Origin of the sequence: Tritonibacter sp. AK171 (assembly GCF_030127025.1) — a bacterium.
Classification (GTDB): Bacteria; Pseudomonadota; Alphaproteobacteria; order Rhodobacterales; family Rhodobacteraceae; genus Epibacterium; species Epibacterium mobile.
Window position 1 is genome coordinate 615,123 of record NZ_CP126134.1, and the last position, 25,359, is coordinate 640,481.

The following is a 25,359-nucleotide window of genomic DNA, read 5'->3' on the forward strand; positions in this document are numbered from 1 at the left end:
GTGAGGGCCGCACTCAGCAGAAAGACCGTGTTACTCGGCTTCGTCCATCTTGGAGGCGTTGAGTTGCGCGTATTTTTCTTCGCCAACGCGGTCGTGCAGTTCAAGCTGGGTCTCCAGGAAATCGATATGGCCTTCTTCGTCGGCCAGCAGCTCTTTGAACAGCTCCTCAGAGACGAAGTCACCATTGGTCCTACAGTACTCTGCCGCTTCCTTGTAGAGGGCGCGGGCCTCTTGTTCTGCGGCCAAATCGCATTCCAAGGTTTCCTTGGGCGTCTGGCCGATGCGCAGCGGGTCGAGCGTTTGCAGGTTTGGATGTCCCTCGAGGAAGATGATCCGGTCGATCAGCTTGTCCGCGTGGTTCATCTCTTCGATGCTTTCCTCGCGGCTCTTCTTGGCCATGTGGCCGAGGCCCCAATCCTGTTGCAGGCGATAATGCAGCCAGTACTGGCTGACTGCCGTCAACTCGCTCCTAAGCGCCTTGTTGAGATATTCGATGACTTTGGGGTCGCCCTTCATAATTGCTCTCCGGAGAAATGGCTATACGCAGGTTCTGCAGATGTGCAGGTACACTAACCTTAGCGTTGGAGCGCATGGTGTCCAGAAAGAGCGACATGCAACCGCCACAATCCGCCTTCTTGCCGAGGGCGCGATAAATTTTCCCAGGAGTTATAATGGTTTGCGGGTCAGAGGCGCGCATCCAGTCGATGGCCGAATGGATGTCGTGATCCGAGATCGCAGTGCAGTGGCAGATGATCATGGCGGGGCTGTTATCCCAAGAGATTCTATAGGCTACTTGCTCGCCTCAATATCTGAGCAAAAGAATAAGTTTTCAAGGATAAATGAGACAGATTTGCTCAGGAAATCGTGAGCGCCGCATATTGTGAAGATTGGCGTGCACAAAAAAGGAGCCGCACACGGGGGCGCGACTCCTGTCAGATCGGGGACCTGTGCTGACTTATTCAAAAACCGCCGTAGGGTTGTCGAGGGAGTCAGAACCTTCAATGGCGACGCCGTCCAGCTCCAGTGCGGCGACCGCGCGCTCGATGGAGCGGGTCTGATCCACCAGTGCGTCCACGCCGCCCATGACCAGTGCTTCGCCGGCATCGCTGCCCTGCGCAAGCATCTGGTCATAGGAGAAGCCTGCCTCAGCAGCCGTCTTGATGCGGCCTAGCTTCATCATGGTGGTGGAGAGTTTGCCGGTCAGTTCCGCGTTCAGTTCAGAATCCGCAGCTTCGACCAGATCGGCCAGCGCTGGACCGGACACCAGATCGCCGTTCACCCGCACATATTCGCCCAAGTAGACGTTCTGGATGCCCAGACCATCGTAGTAGTGGCTGTTGTGGGTGTTGTCGGAGAAGCAATCGTGCTCTTCCTCGGGGTCGTTCAGCATCAGGCCAAGACGCATCCGCTCGCCCGCTTGTTCGCCATAAGACAGCGAACCCATGCCGGTCAGGATCGTGGTGATGCCTGCGTCCTCGTCCGAAAGCACGGTTTCGCGCGCTTCGCCGCCCTCGGCCCATTGCGCGGTGATCCACTCAAGATCGGACACCAGCAGATCGGTCGCCGCTTTCAGGTAAGCGCCCCGGCGGTCACAATTGCCGTTGGTACAGTCATCGCCCGCCGCATAGTCCGTCCATGCGCGCTCGCCCGCGCCATGCTCGGTGCCGTTCAGATCCTGACCCCAGAGCAGGAATTCGATGGCGTGGTAGCCGGTGGCCACATTGGCTTCGACACCGTCGGCCTCGTGCAGGGTCTCGGCCAGCAGCTCGGGCGTGATGTCGGAGGCGTCAATTGTCTCGCCGGAGAGGGTGAACTCTGGGTTGGCAACCACGTTCAGCGCCGCGGCGGCGTTTTCATCGGTCGGGCCACCATAAGAGGCGTCCACATAGTCGATCAGGCCTTCATCCAGCGGCCATGCGTTCACTTTGCCTTCCCAGTCGTCGACGATGGCATTGCCGAAACGGTAGACCTCGGTCTGCTGATACGGGACGCGCGCCGCCAGCCATGCGTGTTTCGCGGCCTCAAGGTTTTCAGCCGAAGGGTTCGCGATCAGCGCATCAACAGCGGCCTGAAGCGCCTTTGCGGTGATCAGGCTGTCTTCGTATTTTGCCTCGGCGATGTTTGCGTAATTGGTCAGAACATCGGCCTTGGAAGCTGCGAAAGCGGCCGATGTGCCTACGGTCAAAGCCGCAATGGCGGCACCGGTGAGAAGCGGCGTTTTCATGAAGTATATCCTCGCTGGAACTTTGATATTTGTGGCGCTGTTGCGCGTGGGGTGAATTACTTGGTCAGGATCAGCTTGCCTGCGCGGGTGATGCGCAGCGAATAGATCTGACCATTGAGAAGAATGCGCGCCTGCACACCGCCGCGGGTCAGATCCTCGGCGTGGTAGGTCGGGTAGGTTTCAGGCTGTGCGGCTGCGGCAATGTCTTCTTGGGAAATCGGTTTCAGGTTGCTCATCGGGGAGACCTCTGTTTCTGCTCCACCTTGTCGAACAGCCACTCAAAGCAAAAGCTCTGCTGCGGCAACTCTCCCGACAGGACATTGTGCCACAAATCCGACAACGGCAGCGGATCTGTGTCGCGGTCACTATGTGTTGGTGTTTGGCCAGAGAGTTTCAACATGTGCGGGGCGCAAGGTTCAGGTTGTCGGCTGGCCCGTGTGACACACAGGTTGGCTGGATTGCCTTATACCTGATTTATTTGGTCGGATATGTCAATTGATTAAATAACCCTCCTGTTTCCTTTGGCTTATCCAATGCCGAAGTGGGGATTTACGGCGCTGAAAACAGGGCAGATGTGGATTTATCGCAGGATTTCGCCGTGCTCAGCGACTTTGCGCCGGCTCGGAGGGGGAGGAAAACTCAGCCACCAGTGCGTCAATGAACAGGCGTACGCGCTGCGGTTGGTGGCGGCGGTCCTGATAGACGAGGTATAGCCTCAGTTGCGATTCTACCCCCGGTGGCGGTGGCGCAATCTCGACAGAGCCCGTTTTGGCATCCTGCTCGCATAGCGACAGTGGCAGACAGGCGCGGGCGGCACCGGCCAGCGTCAGTTCCCGCGCCAGCGCAAAGGATTCGCAATAGGCCTGTCCGGGCAGCGGGCTGTTGTTCAGGTGCCGGGTGAGGGGGCCGAGGATCGGCAGGCTCTCATCCCGCAGCCGCCCCGGCGGGGCCACCAGCTGCACCGGCATCTGCGACAAGAGCCGCGCAATCAGATCCGCGCCGCCGGGGCGATGGCCACGTAGCGCGACATCGATCCCGTCGCGGACAAAATCCGTGGCGCGATCCTCCACGGTGATGTCGACATGGATTTTTGGGTGGCGCGCGAGAAAATCCCGGGTGAGACGGGCCAGCCGGTCCATCGGCAGGGCGGTCGGCACCGACAGCCGCACCGGCCCGCTGGCGCTGACATCGGCCGAGACAAGGCTGCGTGCTGCCTCTATCTCGGCCAGGGCCCGTTGGCAGCGCTCCAGAAACACCGCGCCCTCGGCGGTGAGGGCAGTGCTGCGGGTGGTGCGATCCAAGAGGCGCACGCCGAGGCTCTGTTCCAAGGCCCGCACCCGGCTGGTGACGGTCGAGGGCGGTAGGCCCAGACGCCGCGCCGCGCCCGCAAAGCTCAACTGGCCTGCCACTTCGGCGAAGGTTTCGATGTTTTGTAGATCGTTCATTGCGCGATTATCTCGTTTAGTGTTTGCAGTATTATGGCGATTATTTCGCCATATGCGAGGGGTTACATCCGCTTCATCAGAAGTGGAGAAGCAGATGAACAGACGTAGCTTTCTAAAATCCGGTGTTGCGGTTGCCGCAGCGAGCCTGTTGCCCGCCACCGTGCGCAGTGCGACGGCCCCCCTGTCGGTGCGTTGGCTGGGGGGCGCGATGATGGAGATCGAAGCCGCAGGCCTGCGTATTCTCACCGATCCCTGCCTTGGCGAGGGGGAAGAGGCCTTTGTGATGGGGGACCCCAATGAGATGTTTGACCTTGCCAAAGGCCCGAACATCAAGATCCACGCCCGGCTGACGCCCTTTCCGGGGCTGACGCACAGCAGCCCGGATCTGGTGCTCTTGAGCCACCTGCACGAGGATCATTTCGACCAGAAGGCCCAAGCCTGGCTGGACCGCAGCCTGCCCTTGCTGGCACCGGAGCATGACACGGAGCACCTGCGGCAGCTGGGCTATGGCGCACAGGCCTTGCGGCACGGGGCGACGCGTGTGTTCAACGGTCCCAGTGGTGAGGTCCGGATCACTGCCTTGCCTGCGGTGCATTCGCTCAACCCGCAAATCTCGGCGGTGCTGGGTCTTGGCAACGGCTATATGATCGAGGCCCGCCGTGGCGCGCAGGTGCAGCGCCTGTATTGGGCGGGCGATACGTTCCATGCCGAGCCGGTGGCGCAGGCGCTGGCCCAGCAGGACACCCCGGATCTGTTTATTCCACATATCGGTGCGGTCGGCGGTGAGGGGGCGCTGGGGCAGATTTCCATGGATGGGGGGCAGGCGATGGATTTCACCGCACAGGTGGGCGCGCGCTCCGTTCTGCCGGTGCACCACACAACCTATTCCCTCTTTCGCGAAGGGCCAGAGGTGATGCAGCGCTTGCATACTGCGTTGAGGCCCGACTGGAAGCTGCTCTTGCCGGGGGAGGGGGGAGAAATCCTGCTCTGACAGGCGGCGCTACGGCGATCAAACCCTGCCCCAAGGGGTGGGGTTTGATGGGGCAATCTGCGCTTGCGGGGCCGTTATTCAACCTCTGCGGTGAGCCGCCTTGCGAGCACAGAGATCAGAAACACGGCGACAAACAGAAACACCGCGCCGATCATCCATGCCGTGGGCGTGGAGTAAATCTCAGCGACAGCACCCGCAAAGACCATCCCCAACGCGCCGCCAAGTTGCTGCATCAGCGACCTCAGAGACAGCATGGTCGAGCGCTGGTGGTCTTCGACGCATCTGTGCAAAATGCTGCTGGCGGGTGTCTCGGTAATCCCAAGGCAAACGGAATAGAGGATAAAAACCACAACAAAGCCGATGATGCCGCCTTGGAGCGCCAGTGCGACCTGAACCACGGCCAACCCTGCAAACGCCGCCGCAAGCGTCGTGGCATGTCGCCGTTTGAAAATCCGACTGATGCGAGGGGAGAGCGATGCCCCAAAGGCGATAGAAAAGAAATAGGCCGCAGTCAGCACACCAATGAGCGTATTTGCATAGCCTTCGTCCAGCATCGGTTTTGCATGCGTGGGCCAAATCACCTCGACCGGGTTAGTCGCCATCAGGAACAAGGCCAGAGCGGCCAAAAGCACCGAGAGTGCCGGATGCCGCAGCGCAAGCAGGCCTGCGGCTTTGATCACCTGCGGCACGGAGACAAACCCTTGTTTCAGGGCTTGCAGGTGCAGCGGGCGCGGATTTTCAACAATGACACGCAGGGTGTAGACGAACACGCCAAGCATCACAGCCATGCTCGCTGCGTAAGAAACATCATAGGGACTGAAACCCAGTCTCTCTGCCGCCGGGCCAAACAGATCGGGCAGAACGCCTCCCAATACGGCCCCCACAGCCAGGCCCATGGCATTGGCCCACTGCGCTTTGGCAAGTGCGGGCTGCACGTCGACATTGGGCGCAACTGCTTTGAAGGTTTCAACAAACCACGCATCCAGCGTGCCCGACCGCAGCGCACGTCCAAAGCCGATGAAGGCAAAAGAGAGCGCGAGAATATAGAAATCGCGGGTTGAAAGAAACAGGGCGAGGGAGATCAAGCTGGCAACAACCGCGGCCAGAAAAACCGGCTTGCGCCCAATGTTATCGGCCAAGCCCCCAAATGGGAGTTCCATCGCCATGGTGGTGATGGAGTAGATCCCAAAAAGCAGGGAAATCTGGAACAGGTCCATGCCACGGTCGGTCAACGCCAGCGCGACAACGGCAACCGTCAAACCCATCGCAAAACGATCAAGGAACTGATGTACCTGAAACACCCGGATGTGCCGCCTCGCTGGGGTGGTCAGCGCAGAAATGGAGAACTCTAATTCGGTTGCCATAACGGCACCTTCGCCGTTGCCGGTGACTTCTGCAATAGGTCAGGAGGGCGGGCGTCACAATGGCGTCCTGATTTTCGGATATCTTTGACAGGCAAGGTTCGCGCGCGCAATTTCACATTCAATGGTACGGGCATAAATGGTGGGCTGGCGGTGACGGAAGATGAGTTTCTAGCGATTGTGCGCGGCAACCCGGTTGTGGATCAGGTTCTGGACGGTCTGAATGCGACCGGCCTGAAGGATGCATGGCTGGTTGCTGGGTGTCTTTTTCAAACCGTGTGGAACCAACAAACCGGCCGGCCTCCGGAGTTTGGCATCACAGATTACGATGTATTTTATTTCGACGTCTCCGATCTGTCATGGGAGGCCGAAGATGCAGCCATTCAACGGGCACTACAGGAGTTCGAGGAAGTCGATGCGGATATTGAAATTCGCAATCAAGCGCGGGTGCATCTGTGGTATGAGGCGAAATTCGGCATTCCTTACAAACCCTTGTCTCGCACCACTGAAGGCGTCGACCGGTTTCTCGCGAAGGCGTGTATGGTTGGCGTGCGAAAGACAGAGCGCGCAGGGTACGAGGTCTATGCGCCACAAGGGTTTAGGGATTTACAGGATTTGACGGTTCGCCCTGCTGAACATGAGACCTTCGATCCGGTCACATATCGCAAGAAGGCGAAGAAGTGGCTGGAGTTCTGGCCAGAATTGCATGTGATTGACGCTACTGCCGCCTGATTGTCCTGATTGTCCTGATTGCTGACGGCCCGGTCTTTGCCTGTCAGGACGAGCGCAAAAGTAATGAGAAAAGCCGCCCCCTCAGGTGCGGCTTTTGATCTTTATACCATCCGCAGCAGCAGATCAGGCGTCGCGTCCGCCTGCAAAGCGCGCCTGCCATTCCTCGCGCTGCTCGTCGGTGATCTTGGCAAAGAGCACCTCCGGCACGGTAAAGGCATGGCCTGCGGGCAGGGCGGCGAGCGCTGCGGCGACGTCTTCGGGCCAGTCACGATCCTCAGAACCCAATGCCTCAAACAGGCGATCAGAGGCATCGGGGATGAAGGGTGCCGACAACACCGCATAGAGGCGGATCAGGTTGAGACCCAGACGCACCTGACCAGCGGCGCGCTCGGGGTCTTCCTTGAACACCGACCACGGCGCGGCAGATTGCAGGTATTCATTGCCCGCAACCCAGATCGCGCGTAGCTCTTGCGCTGATTTGCGTACCTCCATCGTCTCCATTCGGCGCTCATAGGCGCCGATGCGGGTGGAGAGCTGCTCAATGAGGGCCTGTTCCTGCTCGCCCCATGCGCCACCCTCGGGCACCTGCTCGCCAAATTTCGAGCGGCAGAATTTGGTGATGCGCGAGACAAAGTTGCCAAGCACATCCGCCAGATCCTTGTTCACGGATTGCTGGAAGTTCTCCCATGTGAACTCCGCATCAGAGCTTTCGGGCGCATGGGACAGCAGCCACCAGCGCCAGTAATCCGACGGCAGGATTTCCAGCGCCTGATCCATGAACACGCCGCGCCCTTGCGAGGTGGAGAACTGGCCGCCGTCATAGTTCAGGTAGTTGAACGACTTGAGGTGATCCACCATCTTCCACGGCTCGCCCGATCCCAGCAGGGTCGCAGGGAAGGACAGGGTGTGGAAGGGGACGTTATCCTTGCCCATGAACTGGACGTATTTCACATCATCCGCGCCCTTGTCGGTGCGCCACCAGCGCTCCCAGTCCGCATCCGATTTGCCGTGTGCTTCGGCCCACTCACCGGCTGCAGCGATATATTCAATCGGCGCATCGAACCAGACGTAGAAGACCTTGCCTTCCATGCCGGGCCAGTCCTCGGCGCCTTTTTTGACCGCGATGCCCCAGTCGAGGTCACGGGTGATGCCCCGGTCCTGCAAACCGTCGCCGTCATGCAGCCATTTCTTGGCGATCGAGGTGGTCAGAACCGGCCAGTCGGTCTTGGAGTCGATCCACTGGTCCAGCTGATCGCGCATTGCGGATTGGCGCAGGAACAGGTGCTTGGTCTCGCGCACCTCAAGGTCGGTGGACCCAGAGATCGCAGAGCGCGGGTTGATGAGGTCGGTCGGATCGAGCTGCTTGGTGCATTCCTCGCACTGATCGCCGCGCGCTTTCTCGAAGCCGCAGTTGGGGCATGTGCCCTCGATATAGCGGTCGGGCAGGAAGCGGCCATCGGCGTTGGAATAGACCTGTTTTTCCGACACTTCGGTGATCAGCCCGGCCTCTTCCAGCTTGCCCGCAAAATGCTGGGTCAACGCGTGATTCTGCGGGCTGGAGGAGCGGCCATAATGGTCAAACGACAGGCCAAACCGCTTGGCGATGTCGGCCTGAACCTCGTGCATCTCGGCGCAATAATCGGCCACGGGTTTGCCCGCCTTGGCTGCAGCCAGTTCGGCGGGGGTGCCGTGTTCGTCAGTGGCGCAGAGGAACATCACCTCATTGCCGCGTCCCCGGTTGTAGCGGGCATAGAGATCGGCGGGCAGCTGGCTTCCCACGAGGTTGCCGAGGTGCTTGATCCCATTGATATAGGGCAGTGCCGAGGTGATGAGAATTCGGGCCATATCGTCCATCCACGTCGCTTGTCTGGCCGCTCATCTATCCCATGCGGGAAGGTACGAAAACCCCATGTTATCCGGCGATGCGAAGAAAGCGGCAAATATGGCGTGCAATCGGTGCTCTTCACCTTGACCCACTGGCGGGGTTGCAAGAGGTTGGGGGCGAATTTGAACCCCAAACCCTTGAAACCTCACGGTTGCGTGACCACATAGGTTGCATACAATGGCATACAAAGTGGATATTATTTGCGAATGACAGATCTTCTTCTCGACGGGGCCTTTGCCCCTTTCACCATGGCGCTGGCGCTTTTGCTTGGATTGGTGGGGATGGAAGTTCTGGCATTGTTGCTGGGGGGCAGCCTTCTGGCCGGGGACAGCGACGCTGATCTGGATGGTCCCGGCGGTGTGGAGCTGGATGCGGATCTCGATATTGGCGGCGTCGATCTGGACGCGCTGGATGGCGTTGATCTGGATGCGCTCGACATCGATGGGCTGGACGGTCTGGAGGCCGATGCGCCCGCAACCGCGCCAGAGATTTCCGGCGGGGGCGGCGTGCTCAGCTGGCTTGGCATCGGGCGCATGCCCTTTCTGATCTGGCTCGGCTCTGCGTTGATGGCCTTCGGCCTTTCGGGCATGGCCTTGCAACTCAGCCTCAGGGATCTGTTCCAGATCTTTGCCCCGGCTGGGCTGGTTTCCCTCCCGGCAGGTGTGTTCGCGCTATGGTTTGCACGCGGTTTTGGCGCAGCCTTTGCGCGGCTGTTGCCGCAGACCAAAACCGAAGCCCTGTCCGAAGGCTCCCTCGGCCGCCGCCGTGGAACCATCACCCAAGGCACCGCGTCCCGCGGGCGCCCCGCCGAGGTCCGCGTCATGGACCGTTTTGGTAACGCCCATTATCTGCGCGCCGAACCCCTGAGCGATCAGGAACAGATTGCTCAAGGCACCGAGGTGCTGGTGATCCGTGACCGACGCGCCGAACGATATGTTCTCGTGCCGCTCTCTGACTGAGCCGTGCGGGGGCAGCCCCACCTTGAATTTAAACGTAACTTTGACCTGAAGGAGGATTGGGATGGACTTTTCATTCCTGCTGGTGAGCGTGATCACCATATTGATGTTTGTGGCCCTGATCGGGCTTGTTCTGGGGCGACTCTACCGCCGTGCCACCCGCGAGGTGAGCTTGGTGAAGACCGGCTCGGGCGGCAAAAAGGTCATCATGGACGGCGGCACGATTGTGGTTCCGTTGCTGCATGAGATCAGCCCCGTCAACATGAAGACCCTGCGTCTGGAGGTGCAGCGTTCGGGCGAGGCTGCGCTGATCACTCAGGACCGTATGCGGGTCGATGTGGGCGTGGAATTCTACGTCTCGGTGATGGCGACCGAAGAAGGCATCTCGCGCGCGGCACAGACGTTGGGCGACCGGACCTTTGATGTGGAACAGCTGCGCGAGATGATCGAAGGCAAGCTCATCGACGGTCTGCGCGCGGTGGCCGCACAGATGACCATGGACGGGCTGCATGAAAACCGTGCCGACTTTGTGCAAGAGGTGCAGAATGCGGTCTCTGAGGATCTGCTGAAAAACGGTCTGTCGCTGGAATCTGTCTCGCTGACGGCGCTCGACCAGACACCGTTTGAGGCGCTGGATGAAAACAACGCCTTTAACGCGGTGGGCATGCGCAAACTGGCCGAGGTGATCGCCACCTCGAAAAAAGAACGCGCCCAGATCGATGCGGAGGCAGAGGTCGCCGTACGCCGCGCTGCGATGGAAGGGGAACGCCAGAAGCTGCTGATCGATCAGGACGAACAGCAGGCCCGTATCGAACAGATGCAGCAGGTGGAAACCATGCGCGTGGCGCAGGAGGCGGAAATCGCTGCCCGGACCGAGGACTCGGTGCGTGAAACCGAACGCGCCCGCATCGCCCGAGAGGAAGCCATCCGCTCTGCCGAAATCGAGCGCGAGCGCAAGATCCGTGAGGCCGAGATCACCAAAGAGCGCGAGCTTGAGGTGGCGGAGCAGGAACGTCAGGTCATCATCGCGCAGAAATCCGAGGAAGAAAGCCGCGCCCGCGCCTCGGCGGATCTGGCCCGCGCCGAAGCGACCAAAGCAACCGAAGCCGTGGCAACCGCCCGTCAGGTGGCCGAGGCCGAGCGTCAAAAGCAGATTGTTCTGATCGAGGCTGCCCGGGAGGCGGAACGTCAGGCCACCGGCATTCGTCTGGCCGCACAGGCCGAAAAAGAAGCCGCCGCCGACCGCGCCGAAGCGCGCCGCGAGGAAGCACAGGCTGAGGCCGATGCGCTGAATATTCGCGCGGAGGCCAAGAAAAACGACATGCTGGCGGAGGCCGAAGGTAAACGCGCGCTGGTTGATGCCGACAATGCGCTCTCGCCGGAACTGGTGCGCATGAAGGTTGACCTCGCTCGCATCGAGGCGATGCCCTCGATCATTGCAGAGATGGTGAAACCGGCCGAGAAAATCGACTCGATCAAGATCCATCAGGTCGGTGGCGTGGGCGGCGGCGCGGCCTACAGCAGCGCGGGCGCCTCTGGCGAAAAACCCGTGGTCAATCAGGCGCTCGATTCCATCATGGGCATGGCGGTGCAAATGCCCGCGCTCAAAACACTGGGGCGTGAATTGGGGATCTCGATGGAGGATGGCGTGTCCGGCGTGGTGAACGGCATGCTGGAGGGTAATGACATCGCCCCCGAAGTCGCCGCCGACCCGGAGGCAACGGATGAGGCGAAGACCTCAGAGGTTCACTAAGCGCTGATGCGCTGAGACATCGAAAAAGGGCTGGCCGCGCGCTGGCCCTTTTTGTTTTGGGTGCGCTGGAACGGGAGTTTGGGTTTGGCTGCTTTGAGTTCAAGTGTCGGATGCTGCGCTCGGAACGAATGTCAGCTATCTTTTCTTAGCAAAGATTGGTGGGCCGAAACTTGACGAGGGTACGATGACTAAGAAGACTGAGTATCTGATCATCCAGTACGCAAACGATGGCAGCATTATGAAACAGCTACGAGTTCCCAAAAGCCTCAATTTGCGCCTTTTTCTAGAGAGGCTTATATGCCGAGACTTAGATGATGACGCTCTGATCGGTTCTTGTCTTCGATCAAACTCCAGTCGTTTCTATGATCCTTTTCAAATTGTAGACATGCGCGATGAGCATCGACGCGATCAAGCTCGTGATGCGTTGAGCGCCGACCCCAACACTAAGGATCCGGTAGGGGTCTACAATTGCGCTAGGAACGCACAAATCCCCCTTGGAAAGACGCTGATGACTGCTGGGATAAACCACGATTATTTCGTCAAAGAGGTAGAAGTCTGACGAAAGCGCTTGTTGGAGCAACTGACAAAGAGGCTCACTTCGCTCGCATCACTCTAGACCGTACTCAATTGCCAGATTGCCCCCTCCGGCAATCATTTCGGTCACTCGAGTCAAAGCAGCTTTGTGCCCTTCCGGTATATCGTCACTCGAGTCCCAACTGGACTTTGCCGACGAAATCGCCATGGCTAAAACTTTGCGATCTTCTGCCGAAAGTGATGTTGCGATGCAGAGCCACAAGGCGCGATTGGCTGCGCTTTCAGCCTCCAAGGTTTCCAGTCGCGCTTCAAGCTTGGCTATTCTTGCACCGTTAATCACGGATCAAACTCCGCATATTTAGTTCCCACTGTTAAGCACAGCATTTCAGTTGAGTGGACAGGGCCAAGAGCCATGCTCTCTTGTCTGGTTCCAGTGCTTCTTGCTGGTGGCCGTCTCACCGCACACCTTGGCGCTTTCGCAGCTAAAGGCAGCAGAACCCCGCATCTCAGACAGACACGCTTGCCTCGCCTTTGACAGGTTGGGCACCCTTACTGCCGCCCCTCACGGGCGCGTTTCAGCATCTTGCCGATCGTGAATGACGTGCGCGGCGCATAGACGTAGCGGGTGCGTTCGGTTGGGGTGGCGCGGCTGCGCATCCTTGCAAGGCCAAAGACGATCAGCCCGGCATGCCCCACCGCGATAAAGGCAAACAATGCGCCGGGGCCGAAGGCCTCAATGAGGGCAGAGGCCAGCAAAGGGGCTGCAATCGCGCCGGTGGCGTAGAAAAACATCAAGGCTGCCGACAGCTCCACCCGCTCTTCGGATGTGGCAAAATCATTGGCGTGCGCGGCTGAGACCGAAAAAATCGGCACCGTGGTCAGGCCAAAGAAGGCGGCTGAAACCATGATAGCCAAAGTGCCACCGCCACTTGCGGGCAGGGTCAAAGCGCAGGCGACCATCGACACGCCCGAGAGCCATATCAGCACCCAGCGGCGGTCGAATTTATCCGCAAGCCAGCCCACGGGATATTGCGCAAGCGCGCCACCCAGAACAAAGGCTGCAAGGAAAAAGGCGATCTGGTCGATCATCAGGCCGACCTCTTGGCCATAGATTGGCCCCACCATCCGGAACGATGCGCCGCTGAGCGCTGAGACGATGACCCCCGCCACCCCAAGGGGCGAGCATCGCCACGCCAGACCGGGGCGCAGGCGCGGTGCGGAGGGTATCTTGGGCTGGCTTGCGCGCGTCATCATCAGCGGCAGCAGCGTGGCGCAACATAGGATCGCGAGCAGGTTATATGAGATGTAATTTGCGGGCGGCAGCACCGCGATCATCAACTGTGCCGCCAGAGAGGCGCCGGTGTCGGCGATCCGGTAAAGCCCTGAGGTACGGCCGCGGTTCTCATTGGTGACCTTGGCGTTCAGCCATGCCTCAATCACCGTGTAACAGCCCGCCACACAAAGACCCGATGCAATCCGCATCGCTGCCCAAGCATAGGGGTTATCGGTGAGTGTATGTGCCAAAAGGCCCATCGCCCCAAGGGCGGTGCAGACTGCAAAAGCGCGGGAATGGCCGACGCGGCCCATCAACCGGGGCGCCCACCAGCAGCCGATAAAAAAGCCAAAGAAATGCGCCGAGCCGAGCAAGCCGATCTGGCGATTGTCAAATCCCATTGCCGCGCCAGAGATCGCATCCAGTGGCCCAACGCCCCCGGTCGAGAGCTGCAGCAGGATGACGGACAAAAAGAGGGCGGCAAATGAGAGGATCGTGCGCATAACAGCGCCGACCATAGGGATTCGTCCGGCCCGTGCAGTCGTATTTTCGACGAAGCGGGGTCGTTTTTTATGTGATGTGGCCAATCCGGCGCGTATTCGCGGCGGATCTGTCCAGCGCACTGATGTGTAGGGACCGAAGGGCAGGCGCGCATTGAGTGTCGCCAGCCCTATCGTGGTTCAGGGGCGTTGCGATTACCAATGGTAGGGAGTTACCCGGCCCTGAGCCGTCGTCCAGCGGTCAAGCCCGCCTTTGAGGCAATGGGCGTTTTGCAGGCCCATGTCCTGAGCGAGCCGGGTGCTTAGTGTCGAACGCCAGCCGTTATCGCAGTAGAAGATGAACATCTTGTCGAGGGTAAAGACCTCTCTTGCGTAGGGGCTTTCCTGATCGAGCCAGAATTCCAGCAACCCGCGCGGGCAGGAATGGGCACCCGGTATCACACCGGTTTTCTCCAGTTCCCGATAGACCCGCACATCAATAAACTCTGCGTTGCCCGTCTCGAGGAATTTCTGCGCATCGTCGACAGAAATGTAGGAAATTACGCTCTCTGCCTCAGCGACGAGGTCGCTACAACTTTTGGTGGAAATGAACGTCATGAGTGCCTCCGGTATCTTGGAAGGGGATAAGGTCAGTATACCACGGCACACAACCTTTCCGCGCAACAAAGCTACCAATTGGTTAATGTTAGGGTGGGCTGAGGGTGACATCGGCTTGCATCATCCCTGCGGCGGGTTAGGGTCCGCGCAGAAGACGATGACAGGAGAGCGCGAGATGAATAAGAACCGGCTTGGCCGCACAGATATGATGGTGACCGATCTGTGCCTTGGCACCATGACCTATGGCACCCAGACCGACGAGGCGGATGCCCACGCGCAGATCGACATGGCCTTGGCAGCGGGGATCAACTTTGTTGATACTGCAGAGATGTATCCGGTGAACCCGATCCGGTTGGAGACCTTGGGGCGCAGCGAAGAGATCATCGGCAGCTGGAATGAAAAAACCGGACGGCGGGGCGAGTATATTCTTGCTACCAAACATTCCGGCGAGGGATCGGTCGCACGCGATGGCGCGCCGATCACGGCCCAGACCATCGGCGCAACGATAGAGGCCTCGCTGAGGCGGCTGAAGACCGACTATATCGACCTCTATCAGTTCCATTGGCCCAACCGTGGCAGCTATATGTTCCGCAAGAACTGGACCTATGATCCGACCGCATCGAGCTATGATCGTGCGCAGGTGATTGCGGATATGGAAGACTGTCTTGGCGCGCTGCAGGAGCAGGTCGACAAGGGCAATATCCGCGCCTTTGGCCTCTCGAATGAGAGCGCATGGGGCACGGCACAATGGCTGCGTCTGGCCGAAGAGGGCAAAGGCCCGCGCGTGGCTTCGATCCAGAATGAATACTCCTTGCTGTGCCGTCTCTATGATACCGATCTGGCGGAGCTGAGCCATTACGAGGATGTGGGGCTGTTGTCCTTCTCGCCCTTGGGTGCGGGGTATCTGACCGGCAAATATCAGGGCGGTGCGGTGCCGGAGAAATCGCGCAAATCGATAAATCCCGAGATGGGGGGACGTCAATCTGATCGGGTCGAGAGTGCCGTGGCGGCCTATCTGGCGATTGCTGCCGATCACGGTCTTGATCCGGTGCATATGGCGCTGGCGTGGTGCCGGACACGGCCCTTTATGGCTTCCGCGATCTTTGGTGCGACGGATGTGGACCAGCTGGCGCATATCCTGGAGGGCGCGGATCTGGAGCTGGCGCCGGAGGTTCTGGCTCAGATCGACCGTGCCCATCGCGCCCATGCGATGCCCTATTAAACGACGGGAGGGGGCGCTGCCCCCTCTTGCCCCAATGGGGCAATTCACCCCCGAGATATTTATAAAAAGCTGAAGAGGCTAGTTGGTGCTGTGGCTGGCGTGGCTGTTGGCCTGCATCATCGGGTAGTTTGCAAAAGCGGTCTCTGCCCCGCTCTGCCGGAGTTCACGCGCTGACAGGCCATGGGCGGTGCGGAAGGCGCGGGCGAAGGTGGATTGCGAGGTGAAGCCGGTGGCCACTGCAATCTCCATCAGGGGCAGGTTGGTGTCGGTGACCAGACGGCGGGCCTCGGCCAGGCGCAATTGCAGGTAGTGGTCCTGCGGCGTTGTATTGAGGCGCAGGCGGAATTGCTGTTGCAGGCTGCGCGGGCTGGTGCCCAGAACCTCGGCAATTTCCGCCAGAGGCTTGGGCTCATCCAGCGCCGCCTCCATGATCGCATTGGCCTTGGCGGTGAGGGCATTGTGTTTGTGATGGCCAAGGCGGCTTTGGCTGCGCTGGGGCGAAGAACTGCCATCATAAAGGAACAGGCCTGCCACCCGAGAGGCAAAGCCATGACCGTGACGCGCGCCGATGATATGCAGCATCATCTCGATCGCCGGCGTCGCCCCGCCGGAGGTCATGCGACCCTCAGAGACGGTGAAGCGATCTGTGCGGCAGTGAATGTCGGGGAAGCGGGCGGAGAAGTTCTCCAAGTCTTCCCAATGGGTGGTGGCGGCATGGCCGTCCAGCAGCCCGGCTTCGGCCAGGAGCCACGGTCCGCCGTCGATCCCGGCAATGGTGGCGCCGGTGCTTGCGATGCGCCGCAGACCCGCAAGCAGGCTCGGGGTGGCGTGACGGGCCAGTTGGAAGCCGGCCACGACGATCAGCAGATCACAGCCATCCAGCCGCGCCAGCGGTGTGGTGGGCACGGTGAGGCCGGAGGTGAGCATCGGTGCCTCGGCGGTGGCGCTGATATAGTCCCAGTCAAAGGCCGCGCGTCCGGCCAGCCGATTGGCAGCACGCATCGGGTCCACCGCTGCGGCAAAGGAGAGTGTGTTACACTCGTCCATCACCAGAACGGCGGTCTTGAGCGGGCGGTTCTCCGGCTGGAGGATGTTTTTTGCGGATTTCATCAACTTCGATTCGCTTCGCGTAAACTCTTGCCGCCAAGGCTGAGCGAGAGTGAAGGTCAGCGCAAATTGGAATCCGGGGAGAAGCCTGGGGATAACCCGTGGCACAACCCTGTACATCAGAGGGAAAATCAAAAATGCCGCTTTCCATGAACCGCGAGGTCTTCATCACCTGCGCCGTGACCGGCTCCGGAGGGACGCAGGATCGCAGCCCGCATGTGCCCCGCTCGCCGAAAGAAATTGCCGACAGCGCCATCGCGGCGGCCAAGGCCGGGGCGGCGATCGTGCATTGCCATGTGCGCGATCCTGAAACCGGCGCGCCCTCGCGCGACCTTGGGCTCTATCGCGAAGTCACCGACCGTATCCGTGACAGCGACACCGATGTGGTGCTGAACCTGACCGCCGGAATGGGCGGCGATATTATCTTTGGCGGGGTGGAGAGCCCGCTGCCGGTGAATGCGGCGGGCACCGACATGATCGGCGCCAGCGAACGGGTGGCCCATGTGGCCGAATGCCTGCCGGAGATCTGCACGCTGGATTGCGGCACCATGAACTTTGCCGAGGCTGACTACGTGATGACCAACACGCCCGGCATGTTGCAGGCGATGGGCAAGATGATGACGGATCTGGGCGTGAAGCCGGAAATCGAGGCCTTTGACACCGGCCATCTGTGGTATGCCAAGCAGCTGGTGAAGGATGGTATCCTGGAGGCGAACGCGCTGGTGCAGCTGTGCATGGGGGTGCCCTGGGGGGCGCCCAATGATCTCAATACCTTTATGGCGATGGTGAACAATGTGCCTGATGATTGGAACTGGTCGGCGTTCTCGCTGGGCCGCGATCAGATGGCCTATGTGGCGGCCTCGGTGCTGGCGGGCGGCAATGTGCGGGTGGGGCTGGAGGATAATCTCTATCTGGACAAGGGCGTGCTGGCGGAGAACTGGCAGCTGGTCGAACGGGCTGGTAACATCATCTCCAACCTCGGTGCGCGGGTGATCACCCCGGCCGAGGTGCGCGAGAAGCTGGGGCTGAAGAAACAGGCTTCGGTGGCAAAGTAAATGGGAACTCCCACCGGGGGACAGGCGTTTCGGGTGAGAACCCGAAGCACATGCCCCTGGAGGCCCAGAACATGATCACATCCGCTGTCCGCACCACATTCGCTGTATCGCTTGCTGTTTTGACCGTCTCGACATCGGCGCAGGCAGGGGGCTATCGCGACACGGATGTACCGCTGACAGTGGAGGAGGATCTGGACCTCTCGCGCTACCTTGGCAAATGGTACGAAGTCGCACGCTTTCCCAACAATTTTGAGATGGGGTGCGAGGGTGTCACCGCAGAATATAGCGCACTCCCCGAGGATCGTATCAAGGTGGTGAACAGCTGCCACAAAGGGGGGCTGAACGGTCCGATTGATACCGCCGAAGGCGTGGCGCGCGTCACAGGGCCGGGCATGCTGGAGGTGAATTTCGTCCCATGGCTGCGGATCTTGCCGTTTACCTGGGGGGATTATTGGGTGCTCAACGTGGACGCAGAATATGAGGTCGCGGTGATCGGCACCCCAAAGGGCAAGCACGGCTGGATCTTGGCCCGCACGCCCGAAATCAGCGCAGAGCAACTGACCGAGGCGAAATCGGTCCTGCGCGACAATGGATATGACATCGGGGCCTTGGAAATGGTGCCCCAGAACTGAGGACAACGGGATATGACAAAAACGGCGGCGGTACTGGGCGGCGGAGTGATAGGCGGCGGCTGGGCCGCGCGGTTTCTGCTCAATGGTTGGGATGTACGGGTGTTTGACCCGGACCCAGAGGCGGAGCGCAAGATCAGCGACGTACTGGCCAACGCGCGCCGCAGCCTGCCGGGGCTGGGGAATGTGGCCCTGCCGCCAGAAGGTACGCTGACGTTTCACGCCACAATCGAGGCGGCCGTGCAAGGGGTCGACTGGGTGCAGGAAAGCGTGCCAGAGCGGCTGGATCTGAAGCAGAAGGTTTACGGCGAATTGCAGGCGCATGTGCCGCCGGGTGCGGTCATTGGCTCATCGACCTCGGGCTATAAACCCTCGCAACTGCAGGACGGGTTCACAAACGCCGCGCAGATCGTGGTCGCGCACCCGTTCAACCCGGTCTACCTGATGCCGCTGGTGGAGGTGGTCACCACCGATGTGAACACGCCGGAGGTGATCGCCAAGGCCAAGGAAATCATCAGCGCGATTGGCATGTATCCCCTGCATCTCAAAAAAGAGATTGATGCCCATGTGGCGGATCGCCTGCTGGAGGCCGTCTGGCGCGAGGCGCTGTGGCTTGTGAAGGATGGCATTGCCACCACCGAAGAGCTCGACAATGCGATCCGCTATGGCTTTGGCATCCGCTGGGCGCAGATGGGTCTGTTTGAAACCTACCGTATCGCCGGTGGGGAGGCGGGGATGAAGCACTTCCTCGCGCAGTTTGGGCCGTGCCTCAGCTGGCCGTGGACCAAGCTGATGGATGTGCCGGAATATAATGAAGCGCTGGTTGATCTGATTGCGGGGCAATCCGATGCGCAATCCGGGCAGCATTCCATTCGCGAGTTGGAGCGTATTCGCGACGACAACCTTGTTGGGATGATGCGGGCGCTGGGCGCAAATGATTGGGGCGCAGGTGCGCTTCAGAACGCCCATGATGCGGCGCGCATGTCTGAGGCGGGCCTTGCACGCAGTCTCGATGAGGTTGCGGATATCAGCCAGCCGATCCTCACCCAGAGCCGCGTGGTGCCCCTCGACTGGACCGATTACAACGGGCATATGACCGAGAGCCGCTATCTGGATGCCTTTGCGCAATCTACCGACCGGCTGATGGAGATCATCGGCTGTGATGCCGAGTATATCGCCTCTGGCGGCAGCTATTTCACCGCCGAGACCCATATTCGCCACATCGACGAGGTTCATGCGGGCAACCCCATTCAGGTCAGGACGCGGGTCATTATGGGCGCTGGCAAAAAAATGCACCTCTGGCACGAGATGTATGAGGGAGAGCGTCTGTTGGCGACGGCGGAGCATATGCTGTTGCATGTGGACCTGAAAACCCGCCGCTCCGCCCCGCCTGCCGCGCAGATCGAGGCCAATCTGACACGGATTGCTGAGGCCCATGCCGCTTTGCCTGCACCCGAAGGACTGGGCCGCGCCATTGGGGCACCGCGCTAATTCAGGCGTTGTGCTGGGGCGATGCATGCCACGATCAGGTCAATGCATGTGCACACTCACCTGCGACAACGAGATCAGGGTTCGGGCCAAAGGCCCGGACCGCGCCCGAGCCTCCCCCCGGGGAGGGCGCTTTGCACCCACCCGAGGCGCGAGGCGGTCCTACCGGGTTACATGGATCACTGCCCGATCTGCGCCCTCAATGCGCCGACGCGCCGGGGCATTTGTCGGGCAGTGATATCGGCCTCGCGCACCAGCCGGTCAAAATGGCCAGTGTAGGTCTCCACCCGTTCACGGTCGCGAAATGCCATGTAGTGGCTGCCCGCGTAAAACACACACAAGAGCGGGCCAAAAATCGTCAGCGGCGAGGAGTACAGCCGTTTGGCATCGTAGAGATAAATCCGCAACCGCGGGTAAAGCTGCGTTGTCAGCCGTTCCAGATGCTCCAGCTGTTCTATTCTGATCTCGGCAGACAGCCCCTCGTAGTAGCCTACGCCTTTGGCAAAACTGTCGATCTCGTAGATCGGCATCGCGATCTCATAATCCGACCCTGCCTGCCGCATCCATGCCAGCCGATCCTCGGATGCCCCGATGGCCTGATCGGCAGTGCGCCCCAAATGTGGCGCATATTCCCATTCCAGCACCGCGCGGGTTTTTAGCATATCCGGCAGGGTCGCAGGCACATGGCGGATTTTGAACCCCGCTGCCTCGCGGTGCCATTCATAAATGCGTTCATCCACCAGCGCGCGGGGCGCTTCGGTCATGGCAATCGAGGACGCCAGCAGTTCTGCCGCGCTTTCCGGCCGATCCGACAGGCTGAGCAGCCAGTCCGCCGACACGCCAAGCGCCGTTGCACAGGCCCCAACCACATGCGCATTGGGCAAACGCGCGCCCTCATCGGTCAGGAGCTGCGAGATTGTGGACCGATCCACGCCAGTGGCCCGCGCCAGCGCGCTTTGGCTCAGGCCGCTGTCGCGCAGCGCGCGGTTCAGGCGGTCGCGGAACTGCGTCGCGCGCAGGCGCTTGTCGATATTTTCCCTCATGCGGTGACAAATATCACATCTGATGAGTTTTGTTAATCACATACAGAATTTCGCACAGCCTGCGGATCGCCTAGCCTGAGTGCATATCAAACATCGGAGGACTTATGGAAACGCGCGGGCGCTCCCTCGTGAAGGCTGTTGTGTGGAATGTGATCGGGCTGATCTCAATGACCGTGGTAGGTTTTGTCGCCACCGGGTCATTCAGCGCAGGGGGCCTGATGGCCGGGATCAACACCGCGCTGGGGTTCACAACCTATCTGATTTACGAGCGCGTCTGGGCTGGCATCCGCTGGGGGCGGCACCATGCATGACATGAGCGCCATAGATCTGGGCGACCAGACGGTGGCCCTGCCACTGATAGCACCGGACCTCGATCCGGCAACAGCGGAGGCCGAGGCCGCGCTGCCACAGCACCCGGAATGGGGGACCTTCCTGCTGATCGTGGTCTGCTATCTGCTTTGGGCCGGGGCGGTTTTTGGGCTGGCGCAGTTCTCGCAAACCTTGGCGGTGGTGGGGGCAGGGCTGATGGTGGCGCTGCATTCTTCGCTCTGTCATGAGGTGCTGCATGGCCACCCGTTCCGCAGTCGGTCCCTGAACGAGGCGCTGGTGTTCCTGCCGCTTAATCTCTGTGTGCCCTATGGCCGCTTTCGCGACACGCATCTGGAGCATCACCGGGACGAAAACCTTACCGATCCATATGATGATCCCGAGAGCAACTTTCAGGATCCCCGGATCTGGGCAAGCCTGCCGAAGTGGCGGCAAAACCTCTTGCGGGTGAACAATACGCTTTTGGGGCGGATCCTATTGGGGCCGCTGATCGGGCAGGTGTGTTTCATGAAGACCGACTGGCACCTTGCGCGGAACGGCGTGCCGGGCATCAAGCGGGACTGGGCCTTGCATGGGGTTGGAACGGCGCTGGTTTTGTGGCTCGTCAGTCTTTCCGCGATGTCCGTGCTCGCCTATCTTGGGGCGGCCTATATGGGGCTCGCGCTGCTCAAGATCCGCACCTATCTGGAACATCGCGCCCACGCCGATATGCATGGCCGGACCGCGATCGTCGAAGGGCGGGGCGTATTGGGCGCAGTGCTGGGATTTCTGTTCCTGAACAACAATCTCCATATTGTGCATCATCTCTATCCCGGCGTACCGTGGCACCGGCTACCGCGCCTTTATCATGAGCATCGCAGCAGATTTCAGCAGAGAAACGACGGCTATGTGCTGCCAAGCTATGCCAGCGTGTTTCGCCAGTTTGCCTTCCGCGCCAAAGATCCGGTGCCACATCCGCTCTGGAAATCCTCCGAGTAAAGGCGCATAAGGGCGGTATGCGATAGTATACTGTAAAGGTTGCCCGATGCCTCTCTGGATTCCCGTTACCCTCGCTGCGGCCAGTTTTCAGACCGTGCGCTTTATGCTGCAAAAGGTGCTGAGCAGCGTGACCCTGAGCGCGGCAGGCGCGACGTTTTCGCGTTTCGTCTATTCCGCGCCGCTGATCCTGTTGCTGCTCTGGGCTTATGTGGCGGCCACCGGGGCTGAATTGCCAGCGCTGAGCGCGCGGTTCTGGGGCTTTGCTGCCATCGGAGGCCTGTCGCAAATTCTCGCCACGGTCTGCGTCGTGGCGCTCTTTAAGGAGCGCAATTTTGCGGTGGGCATAACCTTTAAGAAAACCGAGGTGATCCAGACGGCCATCGTCGGGCTGGTGGTTCTGGGCGATGAGGTCTCCTCGCTTGGTTGGCTGGCAATCCTGATCGGATTGGCGGCGGTGCTGGTGCTCTCAAAAACCAAGGACGGACCCAAGGGGGTCTGGCGACAACTCACCGGACGGGCACCGCTCCTCGGGCTTGGGTCGGGGGTGCTTTTTGCCTTTTCCGCGGTAAGTTACCGTGGCGCGTCATTGCAATTACTCGAGCCGGATGCGGTGCTGCGTGCGGCGGTGACGCTGGGCGTGGTGGTCTGTTTGCAGACCGCGATGATGCTGGTCTGGCTGGTGTTGCGCGATCCGGGCCAGATCGCCCGTGTTTGGGCCGCGCGCCGGGTGGCGGTTTGGGTGGGGCTGACCAGCATGGGCGGGTCGTTTTGCTGGTTTCTTGCCTTCACTTTGCAAAATGCAGCCTACGTCAAAGCGCTGGGGCAGGTGGAGTTGCTATTGTCGCTGCTCGCGTCGCTGGTGTTCTTCAAAGAAGACGTCACCCGCCGCGAGATCATCGGCATGGCGCTCTTGGTGCTGTCGATCCTTGCCCTGATCCTCGCTCTTTGAAGTTGAGAGTCTGATTCAAATCACCTCAGCGAGACACGTTAGGGTCGGGGAGGCTCCCGCCCGTCGCTGCAGTCTTCCCTATCGGGAAGCACAGCGCTCCCGTTGGGCCGGGCACCGCGCGTGCCGCGCGGTGCCGCAGCCTGCCCTTAGGGCAGGCTGCCGGGCCCAAGACCGACTGGCGGTGACCCTTTGATAAAAGGGGCGCAGCCGAGGGCGCGGGAGGGCCCCCTCATCTGCGGGTACAACGTCGCGCTCAGTCTGCCCGTGACATTGGACGGCCGTGCAAGCGCAAGAACAGGCTCTCTTCGTCGTCATTGCGGAAAAAGGGTGTGCTTTCCGGCGGGGTCTTGCTGCGCAGATTGGCGGTGACCTCTGCCAGCACCACTTCGGTGATGAAGGGCAGATCAAAGCTGCGCACCTGACTGAGCGGGATCCATTGCAGATGCGACAGCTCGTCCGAGGCGCGGGAAAAATCATCGAGATCGCCCACCAGCGCTTCGGCCTCCACCAGAAAGAACCGGGCATCAAACCGGCGCGGGCGTCCGGGCGGGGTGAGGGCGCGAAACACAAATGTCAGCGCCGAGGCATCGGGCAGATGATCCGTCGCGGCAAAGCTCTGCCAATCATCAGGCACCGCGTCATCCCATGTCCCGCGCTGGCCAAGGATCAGGCCGGTTTCCTCCCACAACTCGCGCGCGGCCGCCACACAAAGTGCGCGCCACACATCCGCACCACCATCCGCCTGCAGGCGGCCCCGGCAGGGTTCGGCGATGTCACCGCCCAAGGCGATCTCGCGGTCGCCTGCATCCATCGCGCCACCGGGGAAGACGAATTTGTTGGGCATAAAGGCCGCCTTGGCGCCGCGCTGCCCCATCAGCACCCTTGGGTCATTGCTGTCACCGTCGCGCACCACGATCACCGTGGCAGCATTGCGAATCGCGGTCTTGTCGACCTGTGCTTCGCGTTCACCAATCTGTGTCATCGCTGCGGCCTCCGAAATGAACAAAACGGCCCGCAATCTGCGAGCCGTCCTCAGTGTCACGTCTTTAACATGGAAAGGAAAGAGGCAGGATCAGGCCGCCGATACCTTTTGCTCTGACGCTTTGTCAAACCCATGCATCCGGCGTGCCCATTGATAGGCGACCACCACACCTTTGAGATGCGGCAGCAGATAAAGCGACGCCGCCAGACAGCCGGTCGAGAACACAGATGCCATGACCCAGGGCGAGGGACGCCACTCAAACGCCATATAGTGCATCAAGGGCGCCATCAGGTGCCCCACGATCAGAATCGTCAGGTAAGCCGGTCCGTCATCGGCGCGGTGGTGGTGGAATTCTTCGCCGCAATTCGAGCAGCTGTCATTCACCTTCAGGTAGCTGTGCAGCAGCTTGCCTTCGCCGCATTTGGGGCATCGCCCGCGCCAGCCCTTCCACAGGGCAGGTTTGGTGGGGCGGTCTTCATGGATCGGAGCCTTCTGCGGGGTGAGGCCTTGCGTGTCTGTCATCTGATACTCCGTGACCTATGCGCGCCGTGTGATTTAATCTGAATGGCAATGGTCGTCTTAATTTCAATATTAGACCGAAATATGCAAATCACAGATTTATTTCGCTGTGACCGGGTGACGCGGGTGTGGAGAAATTGACTAAAAGCCCTTTTCCAAAAGGGACATAGAAAAAATCCACAAATATGCGACGGAAAGCGGGGACCGGGCCGTTTTACTCATACATCGGGCAGCATGGTGCTGCTGAGGCTCAATAAAGGAACGATGTTATGAAGAAACAGATCCTGATTGCTACCCTTCTTTCGCTGACCACTGCTGCGGCAGGAACGCAGGTTTTGGCAAAGCAAGGGGCCGGGCCACGGCACGAAAAGCCGACATTCGAACAGCTGGACGCCAACGGCGATGGCGCATTGACTCGTGACGAGCTTGAAGCGCGCGGGCAAGAGCGGTTTGCCAAGGCTGACCAAAATGGAGATGGCGTGCTGAGCGCGGATGAACTCAACGCTCGGGCGCAGGAACGCGCTGCAAAACGCACGGCTGCCATGATCGAGCGGTTTGACAAGGATGGCGATGGCGCATTGAGCGCAGAAGAAATGCCCAGCCGTCGCGGCCCGTTCAATTTGCTGGAAAAGGCAGATACCGATGGCAATGGCTCGATTTCCAAGGCGGAATTCGATACGGCTCAGGCTATCATTGAAGCGGTGACAAAACGTCAGCATCATCGCGGCGGGCCGGACAAACCCCGGCATGGCCAAGGTCACGGCGAGGCATCGGAGTAAATCATATCCGAACGACACAGTGCATATGCG

27 protein-coding genes are annotated in these 25,359 nt (G+C 60.2%); 13 read left to right on the plus strand and 14 right to left on the minus strand.

From position 1 onward, the window contains the following. Positions 1–30: 30 nt before the first annotated feature. The 5 genes from bfr to QNI81_RS02915 all read right to left on the minus strand — a co-directional run bounded on the left by bfr (position 31) and on the right by QNI81_RS02915 (position 3,669). Positions 31–516, minus strand: coding sequence for a bacterioferritin (bfr, locus tag QNI81_RS02895; protein WP_005628455.1), 486 nt, complete (start codon positions 514–516; stop codon positions 31–33). Next, a complete protein-coding gene (locus tag QNI81_RS02900) occupies positions 470–757 on the minus strand; it encodes a (2Fe-2S)-binding protein (RefSeq protein ID WP_283967311.1) in 288 nt (95 codons plus the stop codon). The genes bfr and QNI81_RS02900 overlap by 47 nt, the downstream gene beginning before the upstream one ends. A 198-nt stretch (positions 758–955) precedes the next feature. Next, entirely contained in the window at positions 956–2,224 is a 1,269-nt protein-coding gene (locus QNI81_RS02905; RefSeq protein ID WP_283967312.1) for an imelysin family protein, read from the minus strand. A gap of 56 nt (positions 2,225–2,280) precedes the next feature. Further along, a complete protein-coding gene (hemP, locus tag QNI81_RS02910; protein WP_005628449.1) occupies positions 2,281–2,460 on the minus strand; it encodes a hemin uptake protein HemP in 180 nt (59 codons plus the stop codon). 366 nt (positions 2,461–2,826) lie between these two features. Next, entirely contained in the window at positions 2,827–3,669 is an 843-nt protein-coding gene (locus QNI81_RS02915) for a LysR family transcriptional regulator (RefSeq protein ID WP_283967313.1), read from the minus strand. 94 nt (positions 3,670–3,763) lie between these two features. Between QNI81_RS02915 and QNI81_RS02920 the strand changes: the two genes are divergently transcribed. Then, entirely contained in the window at positions 3,764–4,660 is an 897-nt protein-coding gene (locus QNI81_RS02920) for an MBL fold metallo-hydrolase (protein WP_283967314.1), read from the plus strand. A 74-nt stretch (positions 4,661–4,734) separates the two neighbouring features. Here the strand turns inward: QNI81_RS02920 and QNI81_RS02925 are convergent, their stop codons facing one another. Beyond that, positions 4,735–6,024 (minus strand): MFS transporter, encoded by a 1,290-nt coding sequence (locus QNI81_RS02925; RefSeq protein ID WP_283967315.1) that lies wholly within the window; start codon positions 6,022–6,024, stop codon positions 4,735–4,737. Between the two features lie 84 nt (positions 6,025–6,108). On the opposite strand from QNI81_RS02925, the gene QNI81_RS02930 reads away from it, so the two are divergent. Continuing rightward, a complete protein-coding gene (locus tag QNI81_RS02930; protein WP_283967316.1) occupies positions 6,109–6,753 on the plus strand; it encodes a nucleotidyltransferase family protein in 645 nt (214 codons plus the stop codon). Positions 6,754–6,876: 123 nt separating this feature from the next. Here the strand turns inward: QNI81_RS02930 and metG are convergent, their stop codons facing one another. Beyond that, positions 6,877–8,598, minus strand: coding sequence for a methionine--tRNA ligase (gene metG, locus QNI81_RS02935; protein WP_283967317.1), 1,722 nt, complete (start codon positions 8,596–8,598; stop codon positions 6,877–6,879). 246 nt (positions 8,599–8,844) lie between these two features. On the opposite strand from metG, the gene QNI81_RS02940 reads away from it, so the two are divergent. The 3 genes from QNI81_RS02940 to QNI81_RS02950 all read left to right on the plus strand — a co-directional run bounded on the left by QNI81_RS02940 (position 8,845) and on the right by QNI81_RS02950 (position 11,906). Next, positions 8,845–9,597 (plus strand): OB-fold-containig protein, encoded by a 753-nt coding sequence (locus QNI81_RS02940; protein ID WP_283967318.1) that lies wholly within the window; start codon positions 8,845–8,847, stop codon positions 9,595–9,597. Positions 9,598–9,658: 61 nt separating this feature from the next. Then, positions 9,659–11,347: a flotillin family protein gene (locus QNI81_RS02945; RefSeq protein WP_283967319.1), complete on the plus strand. Its 1,689-nt coding sequence runs from the start codon at positions 9,659–9,661 to the stop codon at positions 11,345–11,347. Between the two features lie 184 nt (positions 11,348–11,531). Beyond that, complete coding sequence (locus tag QNI81_RS02950; RefSeq protein WP_283967320.1) at positions 11,532–11,906, plus strand: hypothetical protein; 375 nt, start codon at positions 11,532–11,534, stop codon at positions 11,904–11,906. Between the two features lie 48 nt (positions 11,907–11,954). On the opposite strand, the gene QNI81_RS02955 is transcribed toward QNI81_RS02950, so the two are convergent. The 3 genes from QNI81_RS02955 to QNI81_RS02965 all read right to left on the minus strand — a co-directional run bounded on the left by QNI81_RS02955 (position 11,955) and on the right by QNI81_RS02965 (position 14,251). Further along, complete coding sequence (locus QNI81_RS02955) at positions 11,955–12,221, minus strand: hypothetical protein (protein ID WP_283967321.1); 267 nt, start codon at positions 12,219–12,221, stop codon at positions 11,955–11,957. 209 nt (positions 12,222–12,430) lie between these two features. Then, positions 12,431–13,657 (minus strand): MFS transporter, encoded by a 1,227-nt coding sequence (locus QNI81_RS02960; RefSeq protein ID WP_283967851.1) that lies wholly within the window; start codon positions 13,655–13,657, stop codon positions 12,431–12,433. A gap of 192 nt (positions 13,658–13,849) precedes the next feature. Further along, positions 13,850–14,251, minus strand: a complete 402-nt coding sequence (locus tag QNI81_RS02965; protein ID WP_005638506.1) for a rhodanese-like domain-containing protein — start codon at positions 14,249–14,251, stop codon at positions 13,850–13,852. Positions 14,252–14,426: 175 nt separating this feature from the next. Here QNI81_RS02965 and QNI81_RS02970 point away from each other — a divergent pair, with 175 nt between their 5' ends. Then, on the plus strand, positions 14,427–15,473 hold the full coding sequence (locus QNI81_RS02970) for an aldo/keto reductase (protein WP_283967322.1): 1,047 nt from the start codon (positions 14,427–14,429) through the stop codon (positions 15,471–15,473). 78 nt (positions 15,474–15,551) lie between these two features. Here QNI81_RS02970 and QNI81_RS02975 read toward each other — a convergent pair whose 3' ends face one another. Further along, entirely contained in the window at positions 15,552–16,583 is a 1,032-nt protein-coding gene (locus QNI81_RS02975; RefSeq protein WP_283967323.1) for a GlxA family transcriptional regulator, read from the minus strand. A 134-nt stretch (positions 16,584–16,717) separates the two neighbouring features. Between QNI81_RS02975 and bcoG the strand changes: the two genes are divergently transcribed. The 3 genes from bcoG (at position 16,718) to QNI81_RS02990 (ending at position 19,755) form a co-directional block, all read left to right on the plus strand. Then, entirely contained in the window at positions 16,718–17,635 is a 918-nt protein-coding gene (bcoG, locus tag QNI81_RS02980) for a 3-dehydrocarnitine:acetyl-CoA trimethylamine transferase BcoG (protein WP_283967324.1), read from the plus strand. A 71-nt stretch (positions 17,636–17,706) separates the two neighbouring features. Further along, positions 17,707–18,267: a lipocalin family protein gene (locus QNI81_RS02985; protein WP_065326538.1), complete on the plus strand. Its 561-nt coding sequence runs from the start codon at positions 17,707–17,709 to the stop codon at positions 18,265–18,267. Between the two features lie 12 nt (positions 18,268–18,279). Next, the gene (locus QNI81_RS02990; RefSeq protein WP_283967325.1) at positions 18,280–19,755 is read left to right on the plus strand and encodes a carnitine 3-dehydrogenase; all 1,476 of its coding nucleotides are present in this window, start codon (positions 18,280–18,282) and stop codon (positions 19,753–19,755) included. A 176-nt stretch (positions 19,756–19,931) separates the two neighbouring features. On the opposite strand, the gene QNI81_RS02995 is transcribed toward QNI81_RS02990, so the two are convergent. Continuing rightward, on the minus strand, positions 19,932–20,795 hold the full coding sequence (locus QNI81_RS02995) for a helix-turn-helix domain-containing protein (protein WP_283967326.1): 864 nt from the start codon (positions 20,793–20,795) through the stop codon (positions 19,932–19,934). Between the two features lie 104 nt (positions 20,796–20,899). Here QNI81_RS02995 and QNI81_RS03000 point away from each other — a divergent pair, with 104 nt between their 5' ends. Genes QNI81_RS03000 through QNI81_RS03010 form a run of 3 tightly spaced genes read left to right on the plus strand, consistent with a single transcriptional unit; the run spans position 20,900 to position 23,049 of the window. After that, positions 20,900–21,106 (plus strand): DUF2061 domain-containing protein, encoded by a 207-nt coding sequence (locus QNI81_RS03000; RefSeq protein ID WP_005658022.1) that lies wholly within the window; start codon positions 20,900–20,902, stop codon positions 21,104–21,106. After that, complete coding sequence (locus QNI81_RS03005; RefSeq protein ID WP_283967327.1) at positions 21,099–22,100, plus strand: fatty acid desaturase; 1,002 nt, start codon at positions 21,099–21,101, stop codon at positions 22,098–22,100. Before QNI81_RS03000 ends, QNI81_RS03005 begins: the two co-directional genes overlap by 8 nt. A gap of 46 nt (positions 22,101–22,146) precedes the next feature. Further along, a complete protein-coding gene (locus QNI81_RS03010) occupies positions 22,147–23,049 on the plus strand; it encodes an EamA family transporter (RefSeq protein WP_283967328.1) in 903 nt (300 codons plus the stop codon). Positions 23,050–23,302: 253 nt separating this feature from the next. Here the strand turns inward: QNI81_RS03010 and QNI81_RS03015 are convergent, their stop codons facing one another. Both QNI81_RS03015 and QNI81_RS03020 read right to left on the minus strand, forming a co-directional pair. After that, a complete protein-coding gene (locus tag QNI81_RS03015; RefSeq protein WP_283967329.1) occupies positions 23,303–24,031 on the minus strand; it encodes an NUDIX hydrolase in 729 nt (242 codons plus the stop codon). Between the two features lie 90 nt (positions 24,032–24,121). Beyond that, positions 24,122–24,553, minus strand: a complete 432-nt coding sequence (locus QNI81_RS03020) for a DUF983 domain-containing protein (protein ID WP_283967330.1) — start codon at positions 24,551–24,553, stop codon at positions 24,122–24,124. Between the two features lie 266 nt (positions 24,554–24,819). Here QNI81_RS03020 and QNI81_RS03025 point away from each other — a divergent pair, with 266 nt between their 5' ends. After that, the gene (locus QNI81_RS03025) at positions 24,820–25,329 is read left to right on the plus strand and encodes an EF-hand domain-containing protein (RefSeq protein WP_065326452.1); all 510 of its coding nucleotides are present in this window, start codon (positions 24,820–24,822) and stop codon (positions 25,327–25,329) included. Positions 25,330–25,359 lie beyond the last annotated feature (30 nt).